The organism is Rathayibacter sp. KR2-224, from assembly GCF_049446075.1.
GTDB lineage: Bacteria > Actinomycetota > Actinomycetes > Actinomycetales > Microbacteriaceae > Humibacter.
Map to the genome: position 1 here is coordinate 1,183,511 of NZ_JBMSEB010000001.1, position 21,826 is coordinate 1,205,336.

Sequence of the window (21,826 nt, forward strand, 5' to 3'; positions counted from 1 at the left end):
CGGCACCCGGATGCTCTACCGACGATAAGCGGGACCGCCTGGGCATGCAGGGGGTGGCGTCACACGACGACACGCGCCGTTTTGCTGCGTCACGGGGCGGCATCCGCACCCCCACCTCACCACGAGACCGCATCCGCCCTCCGCGGCAATGGACGATACCCGGCGCCTCGGCGCGCGACCGTGGTTTCGCGAAAGGGGCGCAGGGTGGCTGCTAGCGTGGCCCCGTCAGCCAGCAGCGCCCGTGAGACCAGTGCGGAGCGCACAGGTCCAGAGGAGAGCCAAGTGTCGCAGATCGTCGATTTCGTGAACGTGTCAACTGCGGGCCTGGAGAGCTCCCCCGTCGCTGAGGCCCTTGCCGGGCTGCGAGCGAACGAGGCGCGGTACTTCAAGAACAAGTACGACCACGTGTTCGAGGTCGAGCCGGCAGCCGAGGCCGGGCCGACGCTGGAGTTGGTGAGCCGCATCCTGTCCGAGGAGCGCGGCATCGTGATCGCCTCACCGCCGCTCGAGGCGACCGCGTTCGAGGTCGACGGCATCCGCATGGCGTACGTGTTCTACGAATCCGGGCTCTCGATCAACGTGATGTACACCATCGCCGAGGCGGGCAAGCGCGCCGTCGGGTTCAAGCTCTCGGAGGGCATGGAGGTTCCAGAGGAGCTCTCCGCCTTCAAGTTCGCCCGGCAGCGCTCGAAGCTGGCAGGGACCATCCGCGGATCCTACTTCGTCATCAAGGGCGAGTACTGAGCAGCGAGACCGTGCGCCTCACTCGGCGTTGACGATCTCCCGCAGCGCCTCGCGCCTCTTCGCCTGCTCCTCCGGGTCGGGCACGGGAAGGGATGCCAGCAGCCGCCGCGTGTAGGCATCCTGCGGCGCCCCGAGCACCTGCTCGCCCGTGCCCTCTTCCACCAGCAGGCCGTGGTGCATCACGGCGATGCGATCGGCGACCAGGTCGACGACGGCCAGGTCGTGGCTGATGAACAGGCACGCGAAGCCGAAGTCGGCCTGCAGCTGCGCGAAAACCTCGAGCACCCGCTGTTGAACTGAGACATCGAGCGCGCTCGTCGGCTCGTCGGCGATCAGGAGCGGCGGCTTGAGCGCTATCGCCCGCGCAAGGCTTGCGCGCTGGCGCTGTCCGCCGGAGAGCTCGTGCGGATACCTGTCGCCGTACGACCGCGGCAGCTGCACGGCCTCCAGCAGCTCGTCCACCCGGTCGCGCACCTCCGCGGCGCTCGACGCGTGCCCGTGCACGACGAACGGCTCGGCCACGCACTGGGCGATGGTCAGCAGCGGGTTGAAGCTCGAGGCCGGATCTTGGAACACGAAGCCGAGCCTGTCGCGCACCTGCCTGAACCGGCGCTCCGAGACGCCGTTCATCTCGTGTCCGAGCACTTTCAGCGAGCCACCGGTGACGCGCGTGAGACCGGCGATGGCTCGCCCGATGGTCGTCTTGCCTGAGCCCGACTCCCCCACCAGTCCGAGCACCTCGCCCGGCCGGATGGCGAAGCTCACTCCGTCGACCGCGACGAAGCCTTTCTGCCCGAGGCGTCCTGGGTACTGAATGCTCAGGCCGGATGCCTGCACCACCGGCTCCGACTTCGCCCACCCGGCAGGGCGCGCCGCCAGTCGCTCCCTGGCCTGCACGGTTCCCTCGCCGATGCGCGGGACGGCGCCGAGCAGCCGTTTCGTGTAGTCCTGCTGCGGATCTGCGAACAGGGTGGAGACATCCGCTTCTTCCACCAGCTGACCGTTGTACATGACGGCCACCCGGTCGGCCAGATCTGCCACCACGCCCATGTTGTGCGTGATGAGCACGATCGCCGAGCCGAACTCCACCCGACAGCGCCGCAGCAGGTCGAGGATCTCGGCCTGAACGGTGACGTCGAGCGCAGTCGTCGGCTCGTCGGCGACGATGAGCTTGGGACCGAGCACAAGGGCCATCGCGATCACGATGCGCTGCTTCTGACCGCCGGAGAACTGGTGCGGGTAGTAGTCGACTCTGGTCTCCGGATCGGGGATGCCGACCTTGCGGAGAATGTCGATGGCCTGCTCGCGGGCATCCTTCTTCGAGATGTCCCCATGGGCGCGCAGGCCCTCGGCGATCTGCCAACCGACTTTGAAGACCGGGTTGAGCGCGGTGGATGGCTCTTGGAACACCATTGAAACGTCGGGGCCTCGCACCTCGCGCAACTGCCTGTTGCTGAGTGTGACGACGTCGACGCGTCCCTGATCGGTGTTGAGGTACACCGCCCCCGACGCCGTGGCCGTTTCGGGGAGCAGCCCGAGGATCGTGCGGGCCGTGACGGTCTTACCGCTGCCCGACTCGCCGACGATGGCGAGCACCTCCCCCGGCGCGACGTGCAGGCTCACGCCGTCGACGGCCTTCACCGCACCCGCGTCGGTTGCGAACGAGACGCTGAGGTCGTCGATGACCACCGCGCTCGCCGTGTCGGATGCCTGCGCTTGCGAAGCCGGTTCCGTCGCGTTCACTCGCGCACCTCGATTCCCTCGTGCTCGATTCCGGCTCCGGGCTCCAGGCCGTCCAGGCCGCCCTCCGCCTCGTTCGGACCACCTGGCACGACGCTCAGGTCCCCGGTCTCCCCGGCGGCGGCTGCGACGGCGCGCCTACCGCGCAGCCGCGGATCGGCGAGGTCGTTGAGGCTCTCGCCGACGAGCGTGATGCCGAGCACGACGAGCACGATGGCGAGGCCCGGATAGAGGCCGGTCCACCAGATGCCGCTCGTGACGTCGGCGATGGCCTTGTTCAGGTCGTAGCCCCATTCGCTGGCGGACGACGGCTCGATTCCGAAGCCGAGGAAGCCCAAACCGGCGAGCGTGAGGATCGCCTCCGACGCGTTGAGCGTGAAGATCAGCGGCAGGGTTCGAGTCGAGTTGCGGAACACGTGCTTGAACATGATGCGGCCGGTGCTCGCGCCGATCACCTTCGCCGACTCCACATACGCCTCGGCCTTGATGCGCACGGCCTCGGCCCTGATCACCCGGAAGTACTGCGGTATGTAGACCACCGTGATCGAGATCCCGGCGGCCAGGATGCCGCCCCACAGGCTCGACTGACCGCCGGAGATGACGATCGACATGACGATCGCCAGCAGCAGCGTCGGGAACGCGTAGATCGCATCGCAGACCACGACGAGCACCCGATCGAGCCAGCCGCCGATGTAGCCCGAGATGAGGCCGAGGAGCACGCCGATGAAGATGGACAGCACGACCGCGACGATGATGACGCTCGCCGCGGTCTGCGCACCCCAGATGACCCGGGAGAACACGTCGTAACCGCCGACCGTGGTTCCCCAGATGTGCGCCGGGCTCGGCGGCTGCTGGGAGCCGAAGTCCTTGCCGTTCGCACCGTGCAGCTGGGCGAAACCGTATGGGGCGATCAGCGGGGCGCAGACCGCCACGACGACGAACAGGGCGGTGATGATGAGCCCGGCCACGAGCATCCCACGCTGCACACCCATCGACTGCTGCAGCTGGTGCACGACGGGAATGCGCGACCAGACGGGGCGTTTGCGCACAGGCGCGGCGGGCAGGGCCGAGGTGGTCGCCATGTCAGTACCTCACTCTCGGGTCGATGAGCGCGGCGATGACGTCGACCACGAAGTTCGTGATGGCCACGATGACGGCGAGCATGGCGACGATGCCCTGCACAGCCACGTAGTCGCGGGCCTGCAGATACTGGGCAAGCTGAAAACCGAGACCCTTCCACTCGAAGGTGGTCTCCGTGAGCACGGCTCCGCCGAGCAGCAGCGCGATCTGCAGCCCCATGACGGTGATGATCGGGATGAGGGCCGGGCGGTAGGCGTGCTTACGCACCAGCCGGAACTCGCTCACCCCTCGTGAGCGGCCGGATGTCACGTAGTCCGTCGACAGCGTGCTGATCACGTTCGTGCGGACGAGCCTGAGGAACACGCCGGCCGTGAGGAATCCGAGGGCTATGCCAGGAAGCACTGCGTGAGCGAGAACGTCGCCGACGATGGCGGGGTCGCCGGTCTGGAACGAGTCGATCAGGTAGATGCCGGTCGGATGGTCGAGTGACTGCATGGTCAACTCGTCTCCGGTGGTCGCGCGCCCGGAGACCGGAAGCCATCCGAGCCATACCGAGAAGATCAGTTTGAGCAGCAGTCCGGCGAAGAACACCGGGGTGGCGTAGCAGAGGATGGCGAAGATGCGCAGCAGCGCGTCCCATCCCTTGTCCCTGAAGTAGGCGGCGAGCATCCCGAGCGGTATGCCCACGATGAAGGCGACGATCAGCGCGTAGAACGCCAGCTCGAGAGTTGCGGCGCCATAGGTGACGAGCACCGTCGTGACCTGTTGATGGTCGCTGAAGGTCGTTCCGAAGTTGCCGGTGAGGATCTGGCCGAGGTACTGGAAGTACTGCACGATCAGCGGGCGGTCATAGCCTGCGGCGTGGATGCGCCTGGCGAGCTCATCCGCCGGGAGGCGGCCCCCCTGCGCCGCCGTGATGGGGTCTCCCGTGGTGCGCATCAGGAAGAACACGACCGTCACGAGGATGAAGATCGTCGGAATGATCAGCAGGAACCTGATGAGGATGTAGCGGAGCAGGCCGCCGCCAGGACGACGGCTGCCTGGCACGGATGCCGGGGCCGTCGTCTGCGACAGCGGGTCGGGTGATTCGAGCAGGGCCGTCATGACTTCCTCGTTCGCCGGATGGTGGTGCCGCACAGGTTCGGGTGGCCCGACCGCATGGGGCCGGGCCACCCTTCGCTGTGCTGTGCGAGCCGGAGCTCTAACGCGCTACTTGTGCAGCGGCGCGTAACGGAACTTGAACGAGGCGTCGAGCGTCGTGCCCTTGATGTCGGAACCGACGACGGCGACCTGGGATCCCTGCAGGTACGGCAGCGTGGAGAGGTCCTTCGCCACGGTGTCCTGGATCTGCTCGATCAGCTTGGTGCGGGTCGACTTGTCGGTCGTCCCGACCTGCTCGTTGATGAGCTTCTGCACCTCTGGGTTGTCGTAGTGGTTGCCGAGGAAGTTGTCCTTGACGAAGAACGGCGTGAGGTAGTTGTCGGCATCGGAGTAGTCCGGGAACCATCCGAGCTGGTACGCCGGGTACACGTCGGCGACGCGGTCCTTGGAGTACTGCACATACTCCGTCGAGGCGAGGTTGACCTTGAAGAGGCCGCCGTTCTCGAGCTGGTCCTTGATCATGGCGTACTCGTCCGCAGACGACGGGCCGTAGTGGTCGGGCGTGTACTGCAGGCTGAGGTTGATGGGCGTGGTGACGCCTGCTGCCTGGAGTGCCTGCTTCGCTTTGTCGAGCGAAGGTCCGCCGTTGCCGTCGCCGTACAGCGGCTTCAGCGACTCCGTCGCACCCGTGAGTCCCTGGGCGACGTAGGAGTACAGCGGCGTGTAGGTGTTCTTGTACACCTGGTTCGCGATCGCCTTGCGGTCGATCAGGTCTGCAGCCGCCTGACGCACGGCGAGCGCCTTCTTGGCGTCGGCATCCGGGGTCGTGGCACCGTACGGCATCGTGTTGAAGTTGAACACGATGTACCGGATCTCACCGCCCGGCCCGTCGACGACCTTCACCTTCTTGTCGGAGCGGAGGCTCGCGATGTCGGTTGCAGACAACGACCTGAAGGCCACGTCGATGTTGCCCTGCTGGATGTCCAGCTTCATGTTGGGCGCCGTGCTGTAGTACTTCACGTTGATCGTGCCGGTCTTGGCAGCGCCGAGCAGACCCTTGTAGTCCGGGTTCGCCTTGTACTGGATCAGGTTGTTGACCTTGTAGCTCTTGATCGTGTACTGGCCGGCGAAGGCCTCGCCCTTGACGATGGTGTTGTCTGGGGTGACCTTGTCCGCCGAGAACACCTGCTCGTCGACGATCGGGCCGGCCGGGCTGGAGAGCACCTGCGCGAAGGTCTGGTCGTTCGGCACCTTCAAGTGGAAGACGGCCGTGAGCTTGTCGGGCGTCGTGACGTCTTTGAGGTTGCCGAGCAGGGATGCCGGCCCGTTCGGGTCGTTGATCTTCAGCTGGCGCTCGAACGTGAACTTGACGTCGGACGAGGTGAGAGCGTGCCCGTTGGCGAACTTCAGGTCCTTCTTGAGCTTGACCGTGTAGTCCGTGGGCGACGTGAACTTGGCCGAGGCCGCGATGTCCGGCTTCACGTCAGGGCTGCCGTACGGCGTGTTCATGAGGAACGGGTACACCTGGTTCATCACGGCGAACGAACCGTTGTCATAAGAGCCTGCCGGGTCGATACTCGTGATCTTGTCGGTCGTGCCGATGGTGAGCGACCCACCGCTCGAGTTCGAGGAGCCGCCGGAGCCGGAGCATCCGGCTAGGGCGAGAGCCGACACGGCGAGCGCCGATGCGCCCAACAAAACCCGCGCGCGACGGGTGGATGCCGATTTCATACAGGTAGGAGCCTCTCTGCTGACCTATGCCTGCGACCGATTGGCCGCCGACGCTGATCGATCTGCGAGCGCGCACAGAACAAGGGCGCGCTTCGCGGGTTCTTATGTCCTAACACAGGGGCAGTCCATGGCTCTGCGTCGGCAACAGACTGGCCCCACGATCGTTATTCGATGGAAACGCATAGAGCGCGAATCGCGCAAGAGGATGCTCGTTCGCGCAAGAAAGCTGCGTGAGCGCCGCACTTCCCGCCCAGTCTGACAACATGGGCCACGATGAACGCGCAGTCCCTCGCTACCGTCTCCCTGCAGGAACGCGTCATGCGTTCGGGCGCGCTCGGCGATCCGAACCCTCTGCCACCCATCGCGGGAAACGGGGACCTCCACGCGAATGCTGGTGGAGAGGGGCTCGACGACGAGCTGCGCGCCGGACTTGCGTACGGCAAGGTCGAGACCGTATTGCCGTACCTCGTGCAAGACGGCTACTCGCGCGAGCTGGCCGAGGCCGGCCATCCGGTCGCCGTTCTGGAGAACGACCTTATGCGGGCGGAGTTCCTGCTCGACCTCGGCGGGCGGCTCCGGTCTCTGATCGACAAGCGCACGGGCCGCGAGCTGCTGCACAGGAACCCGGTCTTCCGGCCGGCGAACCTGGCGCTGCGCAACGCGTGGTTCGCGGGCGGGGTGGAGTGGAACCTCGGAACGACCGGGCACTGGCCCCTCACGTGTTCACCGCTGCACGCGCTGAGGGTGCGACGCGCGAACGAGTCGGGTGGCCCGGCTCCCGATGGCGGCGAGACGTTGCGCATGTACGAGTACGAGCGGATGCGCGGGCTCGTCGTTCAGGTCGACGCCTCGCTCGCCCCCGACGTGCCGCTGCTCACCGTCACGGTGACCCTGCGCAACCCTCGCAGCACCGAGGTGCCCGTGTACTGGTGGTCGAACATCGCGGTCGACGAGCGCGACGACGTGCGAGTTATCGCTCCGGCGGACTCCGCCTATCGCTTCGGCTACGAGGGGGTGCTGTCGAGGGTGCCCTTCCCCGAGGCCTATCGGGACGGCGTCGATCGCAGCTATACGACACGGTCGCGCGACGCGGCCGACTATTTCTTCGAACTGAACCGCCCGCCCATGCCATGGATCGCCGCCCTCGGTGCGGACGGCAGCGGACTGTTCCACGCGTCAACGGAACGACTGCGCGGCCGCAAGCTCTTCCTCTGGGGCACCGCCCAGGGCAGTGGGCACTGGCAACGCTGGCTGACCGACGGTGAGCATCCGTATCTGGAGATCCAGGCCGGCCTCGCCCGCACGCAGCTCGAGCATCTGCCGATGCCCGCCGCCGCCACCTGGAGCTGGACCGAGGCTTACGGTCTCGCGCAGGCCGATCCGTCCGCCGTGCACGCCTCCTGGGATGAAGCTGTCGCCGCGGCCGGCGAGGCCGTCGAACGCAGTGGCGCGCCGGCGGTGCTCCTGCGTGAAGAGGCAAGAGACCCAAGCGGCGACGAGGTGGTGGAGGTGCTGCAGCGGGCATCCGGCTGGGGCGCGCTCGAGGAGGTGCGCCGCGCACAGTCGGAGCAACCCGCCTTGTCGACGCCGGCCACCCCGTTCTTCGCAAGCGACCTCGGCCCCCAGCAGGAATGGTGGCTCGCGGCGCTGAACGGGGCCGACCTCGACGCCGATCCGTCGCAAGCGCCGCTCTCCTATCAGTCGGACCAGGCGTGGGCACCGATCGCGACGGGCCGGTCCGGCTGGATGGCGCGTCTGCAGGAGGGCGTGCTCGCCGTCGCGCGGGGAAGGTGGGATGCCGCGGTCGAGGCGTGGCGGGCATCCATCGCTGTGCGGGACAACGGCTGGGCGTGGCGCAACCTCGCCGTTGCCGCCGAGCGCGACGGCGACATGGACGGGGCGGCTGATGCGTATCGTATGGCGCGTGCCCTGCTCCCTCGACTGTTGCCCCTCAGCATCGAGGCGATGCGCCAGCTGCTCGAGGCCGGGCGGCCTCTGGAGGCGTTGGCGCTCATCGAGACGCTGGATGCGACGCAGCGGTCGGACGGGCGAGTCAGGTTCGCGGAGGCGCAGGCATCCCTCGCGCTGGGCGACCTGGAGCGCTGCGAACGTCTGCTCGACGAGGGCATCGAGATGGCCGATCTGAAAGAGGGCGAGAGCTCGCTCGACGGGCTCTGGGCCGAGTACCAGGCGGCGCGCATGGCGGCACGCGAGGGCGTGGCGGTGACGGATGCCGTGCGCGAGCGGGCGGCGCGCGAGTTCCCGCCGCCTGAGCGGTACGACTTCCGCATGCACGTCGAGGGGTAGGTGGATGCCGCGATACGATCGCGGCATGGTCCGGCGACTCGTGCTCGTTCTGCTCGCGGCGTTCGTCGCGGTAGCCGAGCTTGAGCCTGCCTCGATGACGGCGACGAGCCTCCTCGTCGCCCTGGCGGTGGTGGCGGTCGCCGCGGCGGCCGTCATCATGCTCGGCAACTCGGCAGCGATGCGACGACCGGCTCGTATCGAAGCAGCACGCGACGCGTGGCTCGCGTCGACAGCAGAACACTCTCCGACACACACGGATGTCCGCCTCCTCATGCGAGCCCGTCCGCCATCGCTCACGTCGTAGCGGCACCTTCCTGCTGAGCCTTCGGCTCGCGTCGGTGCCCGCTCACGCGTTCACCGACCAGCTTGACGACATTCGAGGACTCAGTTTTCATGGACCCCTTCTCATTCCCACCCTTTGCGGCAGTGCTCGACGGCACCGCGACTCTCATCGGAGCACTCGCGCATGTGCTCGAATCGGCTATGCCCAGCGGCGTCGCCGTGCTGATGGCCATGGCCGTGGTCACCCTGGCTCTGCGTGCCGCCCTTATTCCCGTGGGCCTTGCCAACGCGAAGGCCCAGCTCGCGCGTGCTCGCCTCGCCCCGAAGGTGCGAGCGCTTCAGCGGCGCCATGGCACCGACGCCGCGCTGCTCGCTCGAAAGACGCAAGAGCTCTACGCGGCGGAGGGAGTGTCTCCCTTCGCAGGGATGTTGCCCGCTGTCCTGCAGATTCCGGTCGTGTCGGTGCTGTACGGGGTCTTCACCCGGGCGACGGTGGCCGGGCACGCGAATGCGCTGCTCGCGCATACGGTTCTCGGCACGCCGCTCGGGGCATCCTTTGCGCAACTTCTTACGACCGGTACGCTCGCCGGACTCGCGCTTCCGACCGCCTTGCTCGTGGCGATCGTCGTTGTCGCCGTCGCCTCACGAGCGCTCGCACTGCAATCCGCCAGGCGCGCGGATCCCGACGCACCCGGGCCGACACGGCTCTCTGCGGTTCTGAGCTGGTTACCGCTGCTCAGTGCCGTGTTCGCCGCTCTTGCACCCGTTGCGGCATCCGTCTACCTCGTTGTCTCGATCAGTTGGGCGAGCGCGGAGCGCACGATCGCGATGCGCCGCTATCTGGCGGCATGACGGTGCGGGCATGCCAGGATGCCCTAGAGGTCGAGGTCACACCTCGACGCGGTAGTTCAGCTGCAGCTCGTCGGCAGGCACGCCACGGATTCCCCAGTTCGACCGCGGGGTCTCGGTGATCGTGATCTCGACGTCGGAAGGCCCGATGCCCACGCTCCCGAGTTCCGCGATCAGAGCACGGATGTAGTCCTTCTTGGTGTCGACGGAACGCCCCTCGAACATGCTGACCTCCACGATCGTGTAGTCGATCGTGCGGTCGGCAGGCGCGAAGAAGGTGCCGGCCTCGAGTGGGACGAACCGATGGAATCTCTTCTCGGCCGGAAGTCCGAGCACACGGATCGAGGCGGTGTGGATGGCATCCGACACCGCCTCGATACGTGGGCGAAGAGCCTCAGCGTGTCCGTAGACCACGATCTGCGCCATGCGTCGCTCCTCGGGGTTCTCGTAGCCTAAGACCTGCCCGGCAAATCCGATACGCCCTAGCTGCTGGCCTTCGCGTTGGACTCGTACGAGGTGTTGATCGACTCGAAGAAGTTGACCAACTCAAGCGTGTCGTTCGCCGCGGCCATCCACTTCGCGGGGTTGGTCACGTTGTACTCGGGCTCGAAGCCGAGCTCCTCGAGACGGCGGTCGGCCAAGTACCTCACATACTGGTTGATGTAGTTGGCGTTGAGGCCGAGGATGCCGTTCGGAAGCAGGTCGCGGTTGTACTGCTCCTCCATCTCCACGGCGTCCAGGATCATCTGCTTGATCTCGGCGGCGAATTCCGGCGTCTGCAGGTCGGCATTCTCCTCAAGCACCGTGAGGATGAGGTTCATGCCGAACTTGAGGTGCAGAGACTCGTCTCGCACGATCCAGTCAACCAGCGATCCGAAGTTGCGCAGCAGGTTCCGCTGCCGGAACGACAGCGCCACCATGAATCCGGAGTAGAACCAGATGCCCTCGAGGATGATGTTGTAGGCCACGAGGTTGCGGATGAAGTCCTGCTTGCCCTCGGTCGTGGTGATGTCGAGATGCTCCTCCGTCATGCGGCGGATGAACTTGACCTCGAACTCCTCCTTGCGCGCCATGGAAGGCACGTCGATGTGGGAGTTGTAGGCCTCATTGCGGTCGATCGGGAACGTCTCGAGCACGTACTCGAAGGACATGCAGTGGTTGGCCTCCTCCCACATCTGCTTGGCCAGATACAGGTGGGCCTCCGCAGCATTGAGGTATGGGTACACGCCGAACGCGAGCGCCTTGTTCACAAGCAGCTCGTTGGGGTTGAAGTAGCTCACCAGGAAGGTCACCGCGTGACGTTCCTCGTCGGTCATCTTCTTGAAGTCGGCGATGTCTTCGCCCAGCTGCACCTCATTCGGGAACCAGGTGTTGGCGACGGCCTGATCGTAGAGATCCATCGCCCACTGGTACGTCACCGGCTTGAGCAGCAGGCCCTCTTTGATGCCGGTACCCAGAATGCCCATGTTCTCGTCTTTCTCTGTCGTTCTCGTTCGGTGTCTGCGGTTTCGATGCGCGCGCCTTCGGGCGTGCTACTCAACCGGCGGTACGCAACTGCCTTCGGATGCTACTCAACTCGCGGCAAGCGGCTCACTGGCAGGAGTCGCACTGGAGGGCATCCATGGGATCCTCCGGCACGTAGTACTCGTCGTTCACTTGTCACCACCGTTCAGACCGCCGAAACCGAACCCACGACGGGCGGGAGCGGGCGAGGATGCCTGGCTGCCGGCATCCGCGGGCGCCGCACCTGCCGCTACCCCGGCCGGTACCGAGCCGAAACCCTTGCGCGCGCCGCCGATCTCCTCGGCCTTGTTCACCCGCACCGTGGTCTGCTCGGCCTGGTGCCTCGGCTTCATGTGCAGGTAGTACGTGGTCTTCACCCCGCGCTCCCATGCGGCCGAGTAGATGTCGATCATGTCGCCAAGGTCGCGCGTCTCGAGATAGATGTTGCGGCTGATCGATTGGTCGATCCACTTCTGCGCCCTGGCAGCGACCTCGACGAACGCGTACGGCGAGAGCTGGAAGCTCGTCTTGTACACCTGCTTGATCTCGTCGGGGATGTCGGCGATGTTCTGGATGTCGCCCTGGCTGCGCAGCACCTGCTCGCGCACCTTCTCCCACAGCCCGTGCTGCCGAAGCGCTTCGACCAGGTTGCGGTTCACCTCGAGGAACTTGCCGTTCGAGGTCGAACGGCTGAAGATCTGCGAGAACTGCGGGTCGAATCCGGGCGTCGTGCCCGCGACGAGACCGATGGATGCCGTCGGAGCCACAGCCATCAGGGTCGCGTTGCGCATGCCACCCTTGACGCGCTCGCGGAGCGATTCCCAGTCCATGCGGGTCTTGCGGTTGACCTTGATCTCGATGCCGCGGTCCTGCTCGGTGATCGCAATGGTGTCGAACGGCACCATTCCCTGCGACCAGCGGGATCCCTCGAAGTTCGGGTACGAGCCGCGCTCCTTGGCCAGGTCGACGGACTCCTCGATCGCGTAGTACGAGATGCGCTCGGCGATCTCGTCGATCAGGTCGTATGCCTCCTCGGACTCGTAGCTGAGTCCGAGCCGCTCGACGACATCCGTGAAGCCCATGATGCCCAGGCCGACCGCCCGGTTGTTGATGTTCGCGTTGTCTGCCTCGGGCACCGACGACATCGTGATGTCGATGAGGTTGTCGAGCTGACGGATGGCCAGTCGAGCGCTGCGCTCGATCGTGGCCCAGTTGAATGTGCCGTCGTCTTGCAGGTGACGCGACAGGTTGATGGATGCGAGGTTGCAGACCGCGATGTTGTCGATGTCCTGCGGCAGGCAGATCTCGGTGCACAGGTTCGACAGGTGGATGGTGCCCGTGTTGTTGTTCAGGGCGCGGTTGTTGATGGTGTCCTTCCAGGTCAGCCACGGGTGGCTGGTGGTCTGCAGGCTCATCAGAATGTCCTTGAACACGGAGCGAGCGGTCGTGCGCTTGAACATGTGCAGGCGGCCGGCCTCGGCCTCCTCCACGTAGTGGGCGTAGCGCTCGGAGAACGCCTTGCCGTACAGCTCGTTGAGGTCGGCGACCTCGAGCGGGTCGAAGTAGTACCACGGCTCGTCGTGCTGAACGCGCTTCATGAACTCGTCGCTGATCCACACCGCCGTGTTGGCGGTGCGGGTGCGACGGTACGGGTCCCCGGAGTTCTGCCGCAGGTCGAGGAACTCGGGGAAGTCCAGGTGCCAGTTCTCCATGTAGAAGCACAGCGCACCGAACTTCTTGCCGCCCCGGCTCACGGCTCGCAGCACGGAGTCGATGGTGTGCATGAACGGGATGGGCCCGGTCGAGGTCGTGTTGTTGGAGCGGATGGGCGAACCCTGCGCGCGCAGCTTCGTGACCGAGAGGCCGATGCCGCCAGTGCCCTTGGTGATCCACATCACGTCGCGCACGCTCTTGGCGATGTGCTCGATGTCGTCGTGCATCTCCATGACGAAGCAGTTGGAGAGCTGCGGAAACTTGGTGCCGGCGTTCACCAGGGTGGATCCCGCGGCAAGGTAATCGAGGCGCGACATGGTCTCGTAGAACTCGATGGCGATGCCGGTGGCGTCTGCCTCGTTGAGCGATAGGCCCATGGCGATCCGCATCCAGAAGTACTGCGGCACCTCGAGCGGGTCGCCGTTGCGCGCCTTGATGCCGTACCTGTTGTTGAGCGTGACGAGACCGATGTACTTGAGCAGGCCGTCGTTGGCGGGCTCGAGCACCGAGCCGAGGCGGTCGAGGTCGAAGAGGTCGGGGAAACGCGGGTCGAGCAGTTCTTCACGCACGCCACGCTCGACGTATGCGCGGAAGTTCTCACGGTGCAGCCGCTTGAGCTCCTCTGCGCTTTCGTAGTCGCCGAGCACGCGCTTGTAGATGGTCTTGAGCAGGAGGCGGGCGGCGACGGTGTCGAACGCAGGGTCATCTTTGACGTTCTGCAGGGCGACCTGGATCACTGCTTCGTCGAGCTGCTGGGTGGTGATGCCGTCGAACAGGGTCAGCTCGAGTTCACTGGCGATCTGCGTCACCCACGTGATGTTCTCGTCGAGCCCCTCGGCCGCCTTCTCGATCGCCAGGTTGATCTTGTTCGCGTCGTACGGCTCCCGCTCGCCGTTGCGCTTCACGACCGTGATTGTCACTTCGCCTCTTCCTCTACTGCTTCCTTCGGCATCCGTCGCCGAATACCCTGGCCCCACCTCTGTGCGGGGTCGCCGAAGCTGCCTGGCCGGTCGCCTGTGCCGAATGCACCCGCGCCGGTCCGACGCTTCGTCTTCCCCCGTGTTTCACAGCCCCTGCCGGAGCCGTTTCTCCCGTACGGATTTGCACCCGCACAAGGCGCCGGAACTTCGTCTTCACTCATCGTCCGGCAGGCCGCCGACACCGGGACTCCCACAGTGTGGAGCGTCGGGTCGAAGCGTTCTGCCGGCCTCGGGAGCCCCCGATCGAGCCGGCGTGTGATCACTATATAGCGGGGTCACGGCCAGCGGTTAACCCCACATGTTGTAGGCGTGTCGTCCACAAAATGTGGAAAACTTCGCGGACTTATCCCCAGTTTCCACAGGCGATTGAGGGGCTGGAACGCGAGTTCGCTCGGGTTCCAGCCCCGATTGAGCTTGTTGAGCGGCGAAGCCGCGATCACAGGCGATTGAGGCTTCGGAATGGGAGCTTGCTCACATTCCCAAGCCGATTGAGCTTGTTGAGCGGCGAAGCCGCAATCACAAGCGATTGAGCACCCAAGTGCCTGATCGGCGAAGCCGCGACACACGGTATCGACCTCGGTCCACGCCAGCCACGAATACAGCAGCAACGGCACGAAGTAACCCGGTACAGCAGCTTTCCTGCTGTCCTCGACGACACCTGCTGTCTTCGCACCGGACGGGTTCCGAGCGCGCCGCTCGGGCCACAGAAATCTCCCGCTCGACCCATAGACTTGGTCGCTGGTGAGCGCATATTCGGATCTGCTGAAGACGCCCGGGGTCGGGCGCATCATCGCCGCGCAACTCACCGCCAGATTCCCGAGCGGGATGCTCTCCCTCGCGTTCCTCACGCACATCGAGCGGGTGCACCACAGCTACGGGGCCGCGGGTCTCGTTCTGGCAGCAGCGAGCATCGGGCAGGCCGTGGCGGGGCCGCTCACCAGCCGGCTCATGGGCCGCGTCGGCATGCGACCGGTTCTCGTCGTCACCACGGCCGTGTGCGCAGCAACAATCGCTGTCATCGCGCTCGTCGTGCTGCCCATCCCGATCACGATGGCGATCGCCCTGATCGGGGGTCTGGCCACGCCGCCGGTACAGCCAGCCGTTCGCACCATCTACCCGAAGCTCGTGAACTCCCGCCTGCTCACGCCACTGTTTTCGTTGGATGCCTCGGCGCAGGAGATCATCTGGATCGCCGGTCCGGTGGTCATCACCTTCATCGCGACGCAGATCTCGACCACCATCGGCTTGCTGGTCTGCGCTGCCGTCATGCTCGCCGGGGGTGCGTGGTTCGTGGCGTCGCCAGAGCTCGGGCGGGTGCGCATCCCACGCAGCAAGCGCCGGTTCGGTGCAGTGCTGCGCCGACCGACCGTGATGCTCGCCACCTCCGTCGGGTTCCTGCTCGTCGGCTCATGCGCCGCCATCGAGGCGGGCGTCATCGCCAACTTCGGCGACAAGGGGCCGGAGGCGGGCATCGTGCTTGCTATCTGGTCGCTCGGTTCGCTCGTCGGCGGATTCTCCCTCGGCTCGATTCCGATCGGTCCGTGGGCGCTCACGCGGCGAATGCTCATCGTGTTCGTCGGCGTCGTGCTTGCGAGCCTGTGGATCACGAACACGTGGTGGCTCGCCGCCCTCCTCGTGGTCGCCGGCGCGGGAATCGCCCCTGCGCTCGCGGTGATCTTCGCCGTCGTGTCGTCGAGCGTGAAGTTCTCCGACACCGCAGAGGCGTACGGCTGGGTGGGAACGGGACAGCTGATCGGTGCCGCGCTCGGCAGCGCGATCGCAGGCTTCCTCATCGACAGGTATGGCGCCATCGGTGCGTTCTGGGTCGCGGCGGTGTTCGCACTGCTTGGGGTGCTGGTGCCGCTGATCGGCAAGCGCTGGCATCCGGACCTTCGCGGCAGGGATGCCAGTCCCCTTCCCGACACCGAGCCCGTTCCGCTTCCGCCGAGCTGACCGGCATCCGCGGTGCTGACCAGCATCCGCGGTGCTGACCAGCCATCCGCATTCAGCCCGGAGTGCGCATGCGGGCATTCGCGCATCACACGGAACCGGGGGCTGGGGACGTTGTGGGCGGGTTTCGATACGCCGCCTTCGGCGGCTACTCAACCCACGGTGGTGGCGGTCTTCGGCGGCTACTCGACCCACGGTGGGCGCCTTGGGCGGCGCCTCAGCGCACGTGGGCTGCGCGAAGCGGCGCCAGCGCGTGATCGAGTGCGACGATCTCGTCGAGCTGGGCTGCGAACATCCGTTCCTGGTGTTCGTTCGGTTCGAATGCGCCCTCGTCGGTGATCTGCTTCGCCGCCCACGAGATCTCGACGTTCGACGTGGTGGGCACCAGCCCGACGGCTGTGACGGGCACACGTAGGGCTGCCACGCCGCGCGTGCCGCCGGAGATGCCCCCGTAGCTCACGGTTCCCAGAGGTTTGCGCCACCACTCCTGCGACAGGTGGTCGAGCGCGTTCTTCAGTGCGGGTGAGTAGCTGTAGTTGTACTCCGGTTGCACGAAGACGAAGGCGTCGGCCGCCGCGACCCGGTCGCTCCAGTCGATCGTGGCCTGCTGCGTGTACTGGTGCAGCCTCGGATGATTCGGCTCCGTCATGAGCGGCAACCCGATCTCTTTGAGGTCCGCCCAGTCCACCTCGAACCGGGCGTCCTTCTCGACGCAGTCGCGCACCCACTCGGCGATGGGCAGCCCGATGCGTCCATCGCGCACGCTGCCCACCACGATCATCAGCCTCGTCATCGTGTCTGTGTCGCCCTCTTACTCACCAGCGGTCGTGCACGCTTGCACGAATGTATTCGTCGTAGATCTCGTGCACAGCGCGATCGAACTCCGGTCCGAGCGGAGCGAGCGAACCGGCCGCAGCATTCGACCTCGCCTGGTCCAGGTTCCTGGCTCCGGGAATGACCGAACTGACGCCCGGCTGCTGCGCAACCCACGCGATGGCTGCCTTCGCGGGAGTCAGCTTGTCGGCGCAGTCGATGCCGAACGACTCCCGGACGGATGCCACGGCATCTGCGAAACGCTGCGCGGCCTCGACCCCTGTGTCGTAGTCCACGCCTGAGAACGTCTCACCCACGTCGAACGCTTCCCCGTGGCGGTTGTAGGCGCGGTGATCCTGTGGCGAGAACGTCGTCTCCTTGGTGTAGCGGCCGCTCAGCAGGCCGCTGGCAAGCGGTACGCGTGCGATGATGCCGACACCGGCATCCTGAGCAGCGGGGAGCACGCGCTCGAGCGGCTTGAGCCGGAACGCATTGAGGATGATCTGCACGGTCGCGACGTTCGGCCGGGCGATGGCGGTGAGTGCCTCGTCGCAGCGCTCGACGCTCACGCCGTAGTTCGCGATCGCGCTCTCGTCAACGAGCGTGTCGAGTGCATCGAACACAGCATCGCTGGAGTACACCGACGTCGGCGGGCAGTGAAGTTGCACCAGATCGAGCGTGTCGGTGCGCAGGTTCGCCCTCGACCTGTCCACCCACTCCCTGAAGTTCGCGAGCGTGTAGTTCTCCGGAACCTGTTCGGCGCGGCGACCCATCTTGGTGGCGACCGTGACGCCGGCATCTGGGTGCGCGGCGCGGAAGCGCCCGATGATGCTCTCGCTCCTGCCGTCGCCGTACACGTCTGCCGTGTCGAAGAACGTGACTCCTGCCTCCGCGGATGCCTCGAGCACGCCGAGCGCGTCGGCTTCGCTCACGCTCCCCCAGTCGCCGCCGAGCTGCCAGGTTCCCAGTCCGATGACGGAGACGGTGCGACCTGTTCGGCCCAGCGTTCGCGTCTCCATAGTGCGCTCCTGCATGGGGGCCACGATAGCGGCGGTGGCTCGGTGGCGCCGGGCGTAACCTGTGAGGCGTGAGCGAGTCGGCTGTACGGGTGCTGTCGGACGAACTGCTGGGGCGCATCCGCTCCCGGGCGGCGGGCTACGACCGCGACAACGCGTTCTTCTCCGAGGATTTCGCCGAGTTGACGGAAGCCGGATACCTGCGCGCGCTTGTGCCTTCGGAGTTCGGCGGACTCGGGCTCTCGCTCCGTGAGGTGGCGCGCGAGCAGGTGCGACTGGCATCCGCTGCGCCGGCGACGGCTCTTGCAGTGAACATGCATCTGGTGTGGACAGGCGTCGCCAAGGTGCTGCGCGACCGCGGCGACGATTCGCTCGAATTCCTGCAGCGCGAGGCCGGTGCAGGCGAAGTGTTCGGGTTCGGCATCAGCGAGGGCGGCAACGACCTGGTGCTCTTCGGCTCGCGAACGGATGCCCGGCCCAACGGCGAAGGCGGCTACACGTTCCACGGCACGAAGATCTTCACCTCGCTCTCACCGGCATGGACGCGTCTGGGCACCATGGGCCTCGACTCTACGAGCGACGACGCACCGAAGATCGTCTTCGGGTTCATCGACAGATCCGAGGGCGGGTTCGAGATCGCCGACGACTGGGACACGTTGGGCATGCGGGCGACTCAGTCGAACTCGACCCGCCTCGACGGCGCGCACGCCCGAGCCGACCGCATCGTGCGGCGCCTCGACCCCGGACCCAACGCCGACCTGCTCACCTTCGGCATCTTCGCCAACTTCGAGCTGCTGCTCGCCGCCGTCTACACAGGCATCGGCTCGCGAGCGCTTGAGCTGGCCGTTGAAGGCGCGAAGCGGCGGACCTCGATGAAGAACGACGGGCGCTCGTACGCCCAGGATCCCGACATCCGGTGGCGCGTCGCCGACGCCGCCATCGCCCAGGACGCGCTGTACCCGCAGCTGGATGCCCTCACAGGCGATGTCGACACGCTGGCCGATCACGGCTCGCAATGGTTCGCCAAGCTGGTCGGCATGAAGGTGCGGGCCACGGAGACCGCACGTGACGTGGTGGACAAGGCTATCCGGGTCTCCGGAGGCGGAAGCTACTTCGCCTCCAGCGAGCTCGGCCGCCTGTATCGCGACGTGCTCGCGGGCATGTTCCATCCCTCCGACGACGAGTCGGCCCACTCCACGGTGGCGACGGCCTGGCTCGGTCCGATCGAGGGCTGATCGTGGCCGGTCGTTCCCTGCAGCGGCGGTCTTCGAAACGGACCGGGCGGTTCACCGCGACCGATCAGCAGGGCAGCAGAAGACACACGCAGGAGGCCGCGCAGCCGAATCAGGATGTCGCGCTCCCCGGCCCCGACTCGATCGGTACCGGCCCGGACGTTACGGGCGCGGAGTCCACCGCTCGTTGGCCCCGTTTCGTCTCGCGCCTGCGCTTGGACTGGTGGTGGATTGCGATCCTCGTCATCTGCGGGTCGTTCCAGATCTACCGCGGCGCCCCCGTAGACGGCGCGTTCTTTCTCGGTGCGGGTGCAGCGCTACTTGCGGATGCCGGCGGCTGGCTCGCGAAGGCCGACCGCTACCGGCTCCCCCGCGTTCGCTTCGCGGCACAAGTGGCGCTCGGAGCGATAGCGGTTGCCGTCATCACCTTCGCTCCTCCGTGGGGAATCGCAGACGTGCTCGTGGTGGGCGTCGTCGGCGTCACGGCGCTCATCGTCGGGTGGCGCGACGACGAGCAGTTCCCGCCCGGCGCGTTCCGATCGGGCTCGTTGCCTCCAGGCTCGGCGGGCGAGAACCGAGCGGATGACCAGGCTGCGGAGTTGCGTCGTGCGGCACGACGGTCGGCCGTGCTATGGGCATGCGCCGGCGTCTTCCTGTGCCTGTGGGAGCTGTCGTCGTTCTTCCTGGCGATGCCGTCTGCTCAGGCGGAGGCCGACCACCCACCGCTCTCCGACCTCATCGGTCCCATCGTCGCCAACCCTGTCGGGCGTGCCGCGTGCGTCGCCCTGTGGCTCGCGGGCGGCGGGGCGCTGCTGCACAGGGGGAGGCATCCGTGAGCCGCATCATCACCGTTGTCGGATTCGTCGCCGTCGGCCTGTTCGCGCTCGTGCTCGCGTGGTACGGCCGCCGGGCGCCTGAGCGCGTCGCGCCGTTCGGCAGCCTGCTCGACGACGTGATGGCATCCAGGGCCGTGCGCATCACGATGATTGTGTTCTGGTGGTGGCTCGGCTGGCACTTCTTCGCCGTAGTGCCCCTGCCCGCATCGTCGTGAACACCTGCTGGTCTCGCATCGGCCTCAGCCGCGGCCTCGCAGGCGCTCGAGCTCGCGACGCTCCCGCTTGGTGGGGCGCCCGGCGCCGCGTTCGCGCACGACGGCCGATGGTTGCTCCACCCGTGGTGGCAATGCGGGCGTCTTGTCGAGATAAGCAGCCTGGGCGATGGGTGCGCCCACTCGCTTGGTGAGGATGCCGCGCACCTCGACGATGTGCTCGCGGTCCGTGGTAACACGCACCTCATCGCCCACCCGCACGACCTGGGCCGGCTTGGCCCGTTCGCCGTTGACCTTCACGTGCCCGGCCTTGCAGGCGGCCGTCGCAAGCGACCTGGTCTTGTAGAACCGCACGGCCCACACCCAGATGTCAGCGCGCGTCGTGCCCGTCGTGCCCGTCGCGGTGTGGTTGCTGTCGGTGCCACCGGCCATCGCTCCATCGTAGGCAAGCCGACGTGCTTCATCGCGCTCCCGGTCCACGGCGCAGCCAACTGATGCCGCACCCGGCGGATGCCCACCCAGCGGATGCCACGAGAGGTCATGGCTGCGGGATGAACGGTTGCGCTACGCTCGCCGCGTGCCGACCACGACAGAGACGAAGTGGAGCGAAAACCGATGACCGACCCCCACCAGCAGCAGACGCCCCCGGCCTGGTATCCCGATCCCGATCCGAGCAACCCGGGCGGTCAGCGCTGGTGGGACGGGACGAGGTGGACCGAGCACTCACGTCCGGCGGTCCCACCGGCAGGTCAGCCTCAAGCGGGCTACGGGCAGCCTGGGTACAGACAACAGGGCTACGGGCAGCAGGGCTACACCCAACAGGGATATCCGCAGCCCGGATATGTGCAGCCGAGCTATGCGCAGGCCCCCGTCGAGTATCCGAAAGTCGCGCAGGGAACCTCGTCCACCACGTGGTGGGTCTGGCTCGTGATCGTGCTGCCGCTGCTCCCGATTCTCGCGTACCTGTTCCTCGACTTCGACGGCTACCTGCACGAGATCATCCGGTTGAGTTCGTCGTCGGGCAATAGAGGATTCGTCGGCTCTGGCGCGCCCTTCGGCGGATTCACCGTCGCCGTACTGCTGATCGATCTGCTCGGACTGGTCGTCTATGGGCTGAGCGTGCTGTTCGCCTACCTCGACTGGCGCGAGCTGGAACGCCGGGGCTTCGCACGGCCGTTCCACTGGGCGTGGACCTTCCTGTCGCAGATCGTCTACGTGATCGGCCGCACGGTCGTCGTTCGCCGACGCGGCGGCGGTCAGGACACGCTCTGGCCGATCTGGGGTCTGATCGCCGTGACCGTGATCAGCATCGTTCTCGCCATCGTGAAGGTGGTCATGATCGTGAACGCGTTCTCCACCATGATCCAGGGCTCAGGCACCGGCGTGTCCTGAGCGCGTGCTCCATCCCGTCGCATGCGGGGCCAACGAGGTGGTGGACCGGCGCAAGGTAAAGCCTTGCAACGGTAAAGTGAGACCGGTCACGACGAGAGGAAGCACGCGTGGAGTACATCGTCTTCGCCGCCGGAGCGGTGATCATGGGCTTGTTCTGCGTCTGGACGCTGTTCGACTCGGCTAAGGATGCCGCGACCAGGCAGGCGCACCCTGAGCGCTCCGCGATCGTCGACACCGAGCACCACGAAGCCATCGAGCGCGCGCACTAGTTCGCGCCCGCACCCCGGTCTCGGTTTCTTGCTGGACGCCTCGCTGTTCACCGCATCCGTGCCTGGGCGCAAGCCC

Annotated in this window: 20 protein-coding genes; 10 read left to right on the plus strand and 10 right to left on the minus strand. The window is 66.3% G+C overall.

Annotated elements, in window-relative coordinates:
* Positions 1 to 282: 282 nt before the first annotated feature.
* Complete coding sequence (locus tag ACO2Q7_RS05505; protein ID WP_423354609.1) at positions 283 to 744, plus strand: phage tail protein; 462 nt, start codon at positions 283 to 285, stop codon at positions 742 to 744.
* An 18-nt stretch (positions 745 to 762) separates the two neighbouring features.
* Here ACO2Q7_RS05505 and ACO2Q7_RS05510 read toward each other — a convergent pair whose 3' ends face one another.
* From ACO2Q7_RS05510 to ACO2Q7_RS05525, 4 genes are all read right to left on the minus strand, one after another.
* Positions 763 to 2,487 (minus strand): dipeptide ABC transporter ATP-binding protein, encoded by a 1,725-nt coding sequence (locus ACO2Q7_RS05510; RefSeq protein WP_423354610.1) that lies wholly within the window; start codon positions 2,485 to 2,487, stop codon positions 763 to 765.
* Positions 2,484 to 3,566: an ABC transporter permease gene (locus ACO2Q7_RS05515; RefSeq protein ID WP_423354611.1), complete on the minus strand. Its 1,083-nt coding sequence runs from the start codon at positions 3,564 to 3,566 to the stop codon at positions 2,484 to 2,486. The genes ACO2Q7_RS05510 and ACO2Q7_RS05515 overlap by 4 nt, the downstream gene beginning before the upstream one ends.
* A gap of 1 nt (position 3,567) precedes the next feature.
* The gene (locus ACO2Q7_RS05520) at positions 3,568 to 4,668 is read right to left on the minus strand and encodes an ABC transporter permease (protein ID WP_423354612.1); all 1,101 of its coding nucleotides are present in this window, start codon (positions 4,666 to 4,668) and stop codon (positions 3,568 to 3,570) included.
* A 105-nt stretch (positions 4,669 to 4,773) separates the two neighbouring features.
* Complete coding sequence (locus tag ACO2Q7_RS05525; RefSeq protein ID WP_423354613.1) at positions 4,774 to 6,396, minus strand: ABC transporter substrate-binding protein; 1,623 nt, start codon at positions 6,394 to 6,396, stop codon at positions 4,774 to 4,776.
* 273 nt (positions 6,397 to 6,669) lie between these two features.
* Between ACO2Q7_RS05525 and ACO2Q7_RS05530 the strand changes: the two genes are divergently transcribed.
* The 3 genes from ACO2Q7_RS05530 to ACO2Q7_RS05540 all read left to right on the plus strand — a co-directional run bounded on the left by ACO2Q7_RS05530 (position 6,670) and on the right by ACO2Q7_RS05540 (position 9,837).
* On the plus strand, positions 6,670 to 8,703 hold the full coding sequence (locus tag ACO2Q7_RS05530) for a DUF5107 domain-containing protein (protein WP_423354614.1): 2,034 nt from the start codon (positions 6,670 to 6,672) through the stop codon (positions 8,701 to 8,703).
* Between the two features lie 25 nt (positions 8,704 to 8,728).
* On the plus strand, positions 8,729 to 9,007 hold the full coding sequence (locus ACO2Q7_RS05535) for a hypothetical protein (protein ID WP_423354615.1): 279 nt from the start codon (positions 8,729 to 8,731) through the stop codon (positions 9,005 to 9,007).
* An 89-nt stretch (positions 9,008 to 9,096) separates the two neighbouring features.
* On the plus strand, positions 9,097 to 9,837 hold the full coding sequence (locus ACO2Q7_RS05540) for a YidC/Oxa1 family membrane protein insertase (RefSeq protein WP_423354616.1): 741 nt from the start codon (positions 9,097 to 9,099) through the stop codon (positions 9,835 to 9,837).
* A 36-nt stretch (positions 9,838 to 9,873) separates the two neighbouring features.
* Here ACO2Q7_RS05540 and ACO2Q7_RS05545 read toward each other — a convergent pair whose 3' ends face one another.
* The 3 genes from ACO2Q7_RS05545 to ACO2Q7_RS05555 form a co-directional block, all read right to left on the minus strand.
* A complete protein-coding gene (locus ACO2Q7_RS05545) occupies positions 9,874 to 10,260 on the minus strand; it encodes a tautomerase family protein (RefSeq protein WP_423354617.1) in 387 nt (128 codons plus the stop codon).
* Positions 10,261 to 10,316: 56 nt separating this feature from the next.
* Positions 10,317 to 11,300: a ribonucleotide-diphosphate reductase subunit beta gene (locus tag ACO2Q7_RS05550; RefSeq protein WP_423354618.1), complete on the minus strand. Its 984-nt coding sequence runs from the start codon at positions 11,298 to 11,300 to the stop codon at positions 10,317 to 10,319.
* A 186-nt stretch (positions 11,301 to 11,486) separates the two neighbouring features.
* Positions 11,487 to 13,970 carry a ribonucleoside-diphosphate reductase subunit alpha gene (locus tag ACO2Q7_RS05555; RefSeq protein ID WP_423354619.1) on the minus strand — a complete coding sequence of 828 codons (2,484 nt, stop codon included), beginning with the start codon at positions 13,968 to 13,970 and terminating at the stop codon, positions 11,487 to 11,489.
* Positions 13,971 to 14,771: 801 nt separating this feature from the next.
* Here ACO2Q7_RS05555 and ACO2Q7_RS05560 point away from each other — a divergent pair.
* A complete protein-coding gene (locus ACO2Q7_RS05560) occupies positions 14,772 to 15,983 on the plus strand; it encodes an MFS transporter (RefSeq protein ID WP_423354620.1) in 1,212 nt (403 codons plus the stop codon).
* A gap of 214 nt (positions 15,984 to 16,197) precedes the next feature.
* Here ACO2Q7_RS05560 and ACO2Q7_RS05565 read toward each other — a convergent pair whose 3' ends face one another.
* Positions 16,198 to 16,773: an NADPH-dependent FMN reductase gene (locus ACO2Q7_RS05565; protein WP_423354621.1), complete on the minus strand. Its 576-nt coding sequence runs from the start codon at positions 16,771 to 16,773 to the stop codon at positions 16,198 to 16,200.
* Positions 16,774 to 16,795: 22 nt separating this feature from the next.
* Complete coding sequence (locus tag ACO2Q7_RS05570; RefSeq protein WP_423355975.1) at positions 16,796 to 17,812, minus strand: aldo/keto reductase; 1,017 nt, start codon at positions 17,810 to 17,812, stop codon at positions 16,796 to 16,798.
* 68 nt (positions 17,813 to 17,880) lie between these two features.
* Here ACO2Q7_RS05570 and ACO2Q7_RS05575 point away from each other — a divergent pair, with 68 nt between their 5' ends.
* The 3 genes from ACO2Q7_RS05575 to ACO2Q7_RS05585 are packed head-to-tail and all read left to right on the plus strand — an operon-like array spanning position 17,881 to position 20,092.
* A complete protein-coding gene (locus ACO2Q7_RS05575) occupies positions 17,881 to 19,044 on the plus strand; it encodes an acyl-CoA dehydrogenase family protein (RefSeq protein ID WP_423354622.1) in 1,164 nt (387 codons plus the stop codon).
* 2 nt (positions 19,045 to 19,046) lie between these two features.
* Entirely contained in the window at positions 19,047 to 19,877 is an 831-nt protein-coding gene (locus ACO2Q7_RS05580) for a hypothetical protein (protein WP_423354623.1), read from the plus strand.
* Positions 19,874 to 20,092, plus strand: a complete 219-nt coding sequence (locus ACO2Q7_RS05585) for a DUF6186 family protein (protein ID WP_423354624.1) — start codon at positions 19,874 to 19,876, stop codon at positions 20,090 to 20,092. The genes ACO2Q7_RS05580 and ACO2Q7_RS05585 overlap by 4 nt, the downstream gene beginning before the upstream one ends.
* 24 nt (positions 20,093 to 20,116) lie before the next feature.
* Here ACO2Q7_RS05585 and ACO2Q7_RS05590 read toward each other — a convergent pair whose 3' ends face one another.
* A complete protein-coding gene (locus ACO2Q7_RS05590) occupies positions 20,117 to 20,521 on the minus strand; it encodes an RNA-binding S4 domain-containing protein (RefSeq protein ID WP_423354625.1) in 405 nt (134 codons plus the stop codon).
* Positions 20,522 to 20,704: 183 nt separating this feature from the next.
* Here ACO2Q7_RS05590 and ACO2Q7_RS05595 point away from each other — a divergent pair, with 183 nt between their 5' ends.
* Complete coding sequence (locus ACO2Q7_RS05595; protein WP_423354626.1) at positions 20,705 to 21,481, plus strand: DUF2510 domain-containing protein; 777 nt, start codon at positions 20,705 to 20,707, stop codon at positions 21,479 to 21,481.
* 107 nt (positions 21,482 to 21,588) lie between these two features.
* Positions 21,589 to 21,750 carry a hypothetical protein gene (locus tag ACO2Q7_RS05600; RefSeq protein WP_423354627.1) on the plus strand — a complete coding sequence of 54 codons (162 nt, stop codon included), beginning with the start codon at positions 21,589 to 21,591 and terminating at the stop codon, positions 21,748 to 21,750.
* The last annotated feature ends 76 nt before the right edge of the window (positions 21,751 to 21,826 follow it).

What these genes read in the sequence shown, in the direction of transcription:
- ACO2Q7_RS05515 (WP_423354611.1), bottom strand. Translation starts at nt 3,566, where the DNA reads ATGGCGACCACCTCGGCCCTGCCCGCCGCGCCTGTGCGCAAACGCCCC.
- ACO2Q7_RS05520 (WP_423354612.1), bottom strand. Translation starts at nt 4,668, where the DNA reads ATGACGGCCCTGCTCGAATCACCCGACCCGCTGTCGCAGACGACGGCC.
- ACO2Q7_RS05525 (WP_423354613.1), bottom strand. Translation starts at nt 6,396, where the DNA reads ATGAAATCGGCATCCACCCGTCGCGCGCGGGTTTTGTTGGGCGCATCG.
- ACO2Q7_RS05530 (WP_423354614.1), top strand. Translation starts at nt 6,670, where the DNA reads ATGAACGCGCAGTCCCTCGCTACCGTCTCCCTGCAGGAACGCGTCATG.
- ACO2Q7_RS05535 (WP_423354615.1), top strand. Translation starts at nt 8,729, where the DNA reads ATGGTCCGGCGACTCGTGCTCGTTCTGCTCGCGGCGTTCGTCGCGGTA.
- ACO2Q7_RS05540 (WP_423354616.1), top strand. Translation starts at nt 9,097, where the DNA reads ATGGACCCCTTCTCATTCCCACCCTTTGCGGCAGTGCTCGACGGCACC.
- ACO2Q7_RS05545 (WP_423354617.1), bottom strand. Translation starts at nt 10,260, where the DNA reads ATGGCGCAGATCGTGGTCTACGGACACGCTGAGGCTCTTCGCCCACGT.
- ACO2Q7_RS05550 (WP_423354618.1), bottom strand. Translation starts at nt 11,300, where the DNA reads ATGGGCATTCTGGGTACCGGCATCAAAGAGGGCCTGCTGCTCAAGCCG.
- ACO2Q7_RS05565 (WP_423354621.1), bottom strand. Translation starts at nt 16,773, where the DNA reads ATGACGAGGCTGATGATCGTGGTGGGCAGCGTGCGCGATGGACGCATC.
- ACO2Q7_RS05570 (WP_423355975.1), bottom strand. Translation starts at nt 17,812, where the DNA reads ATGGAGACGCGAACGCTGGGCCGAACAGGTCGCACCGTCTCCGTCATC.
- ACO2Q7_RS05590 (WP_423354625.1), bottom strand. Translation starts at nt 20,521, where the DNA reads ATGGCCGGTGGCACCGACAGCAACCACACCGCGACGGGCACGACGGGC.
- ACO2Q7_RS05595 (WP_423354626.1), top strand. Translation starts at nt 20,705, where the DNA reads ATGACCGACCCCCACCAGCAGCAGACGCCCCCGGCCTGGTATCCCGAT.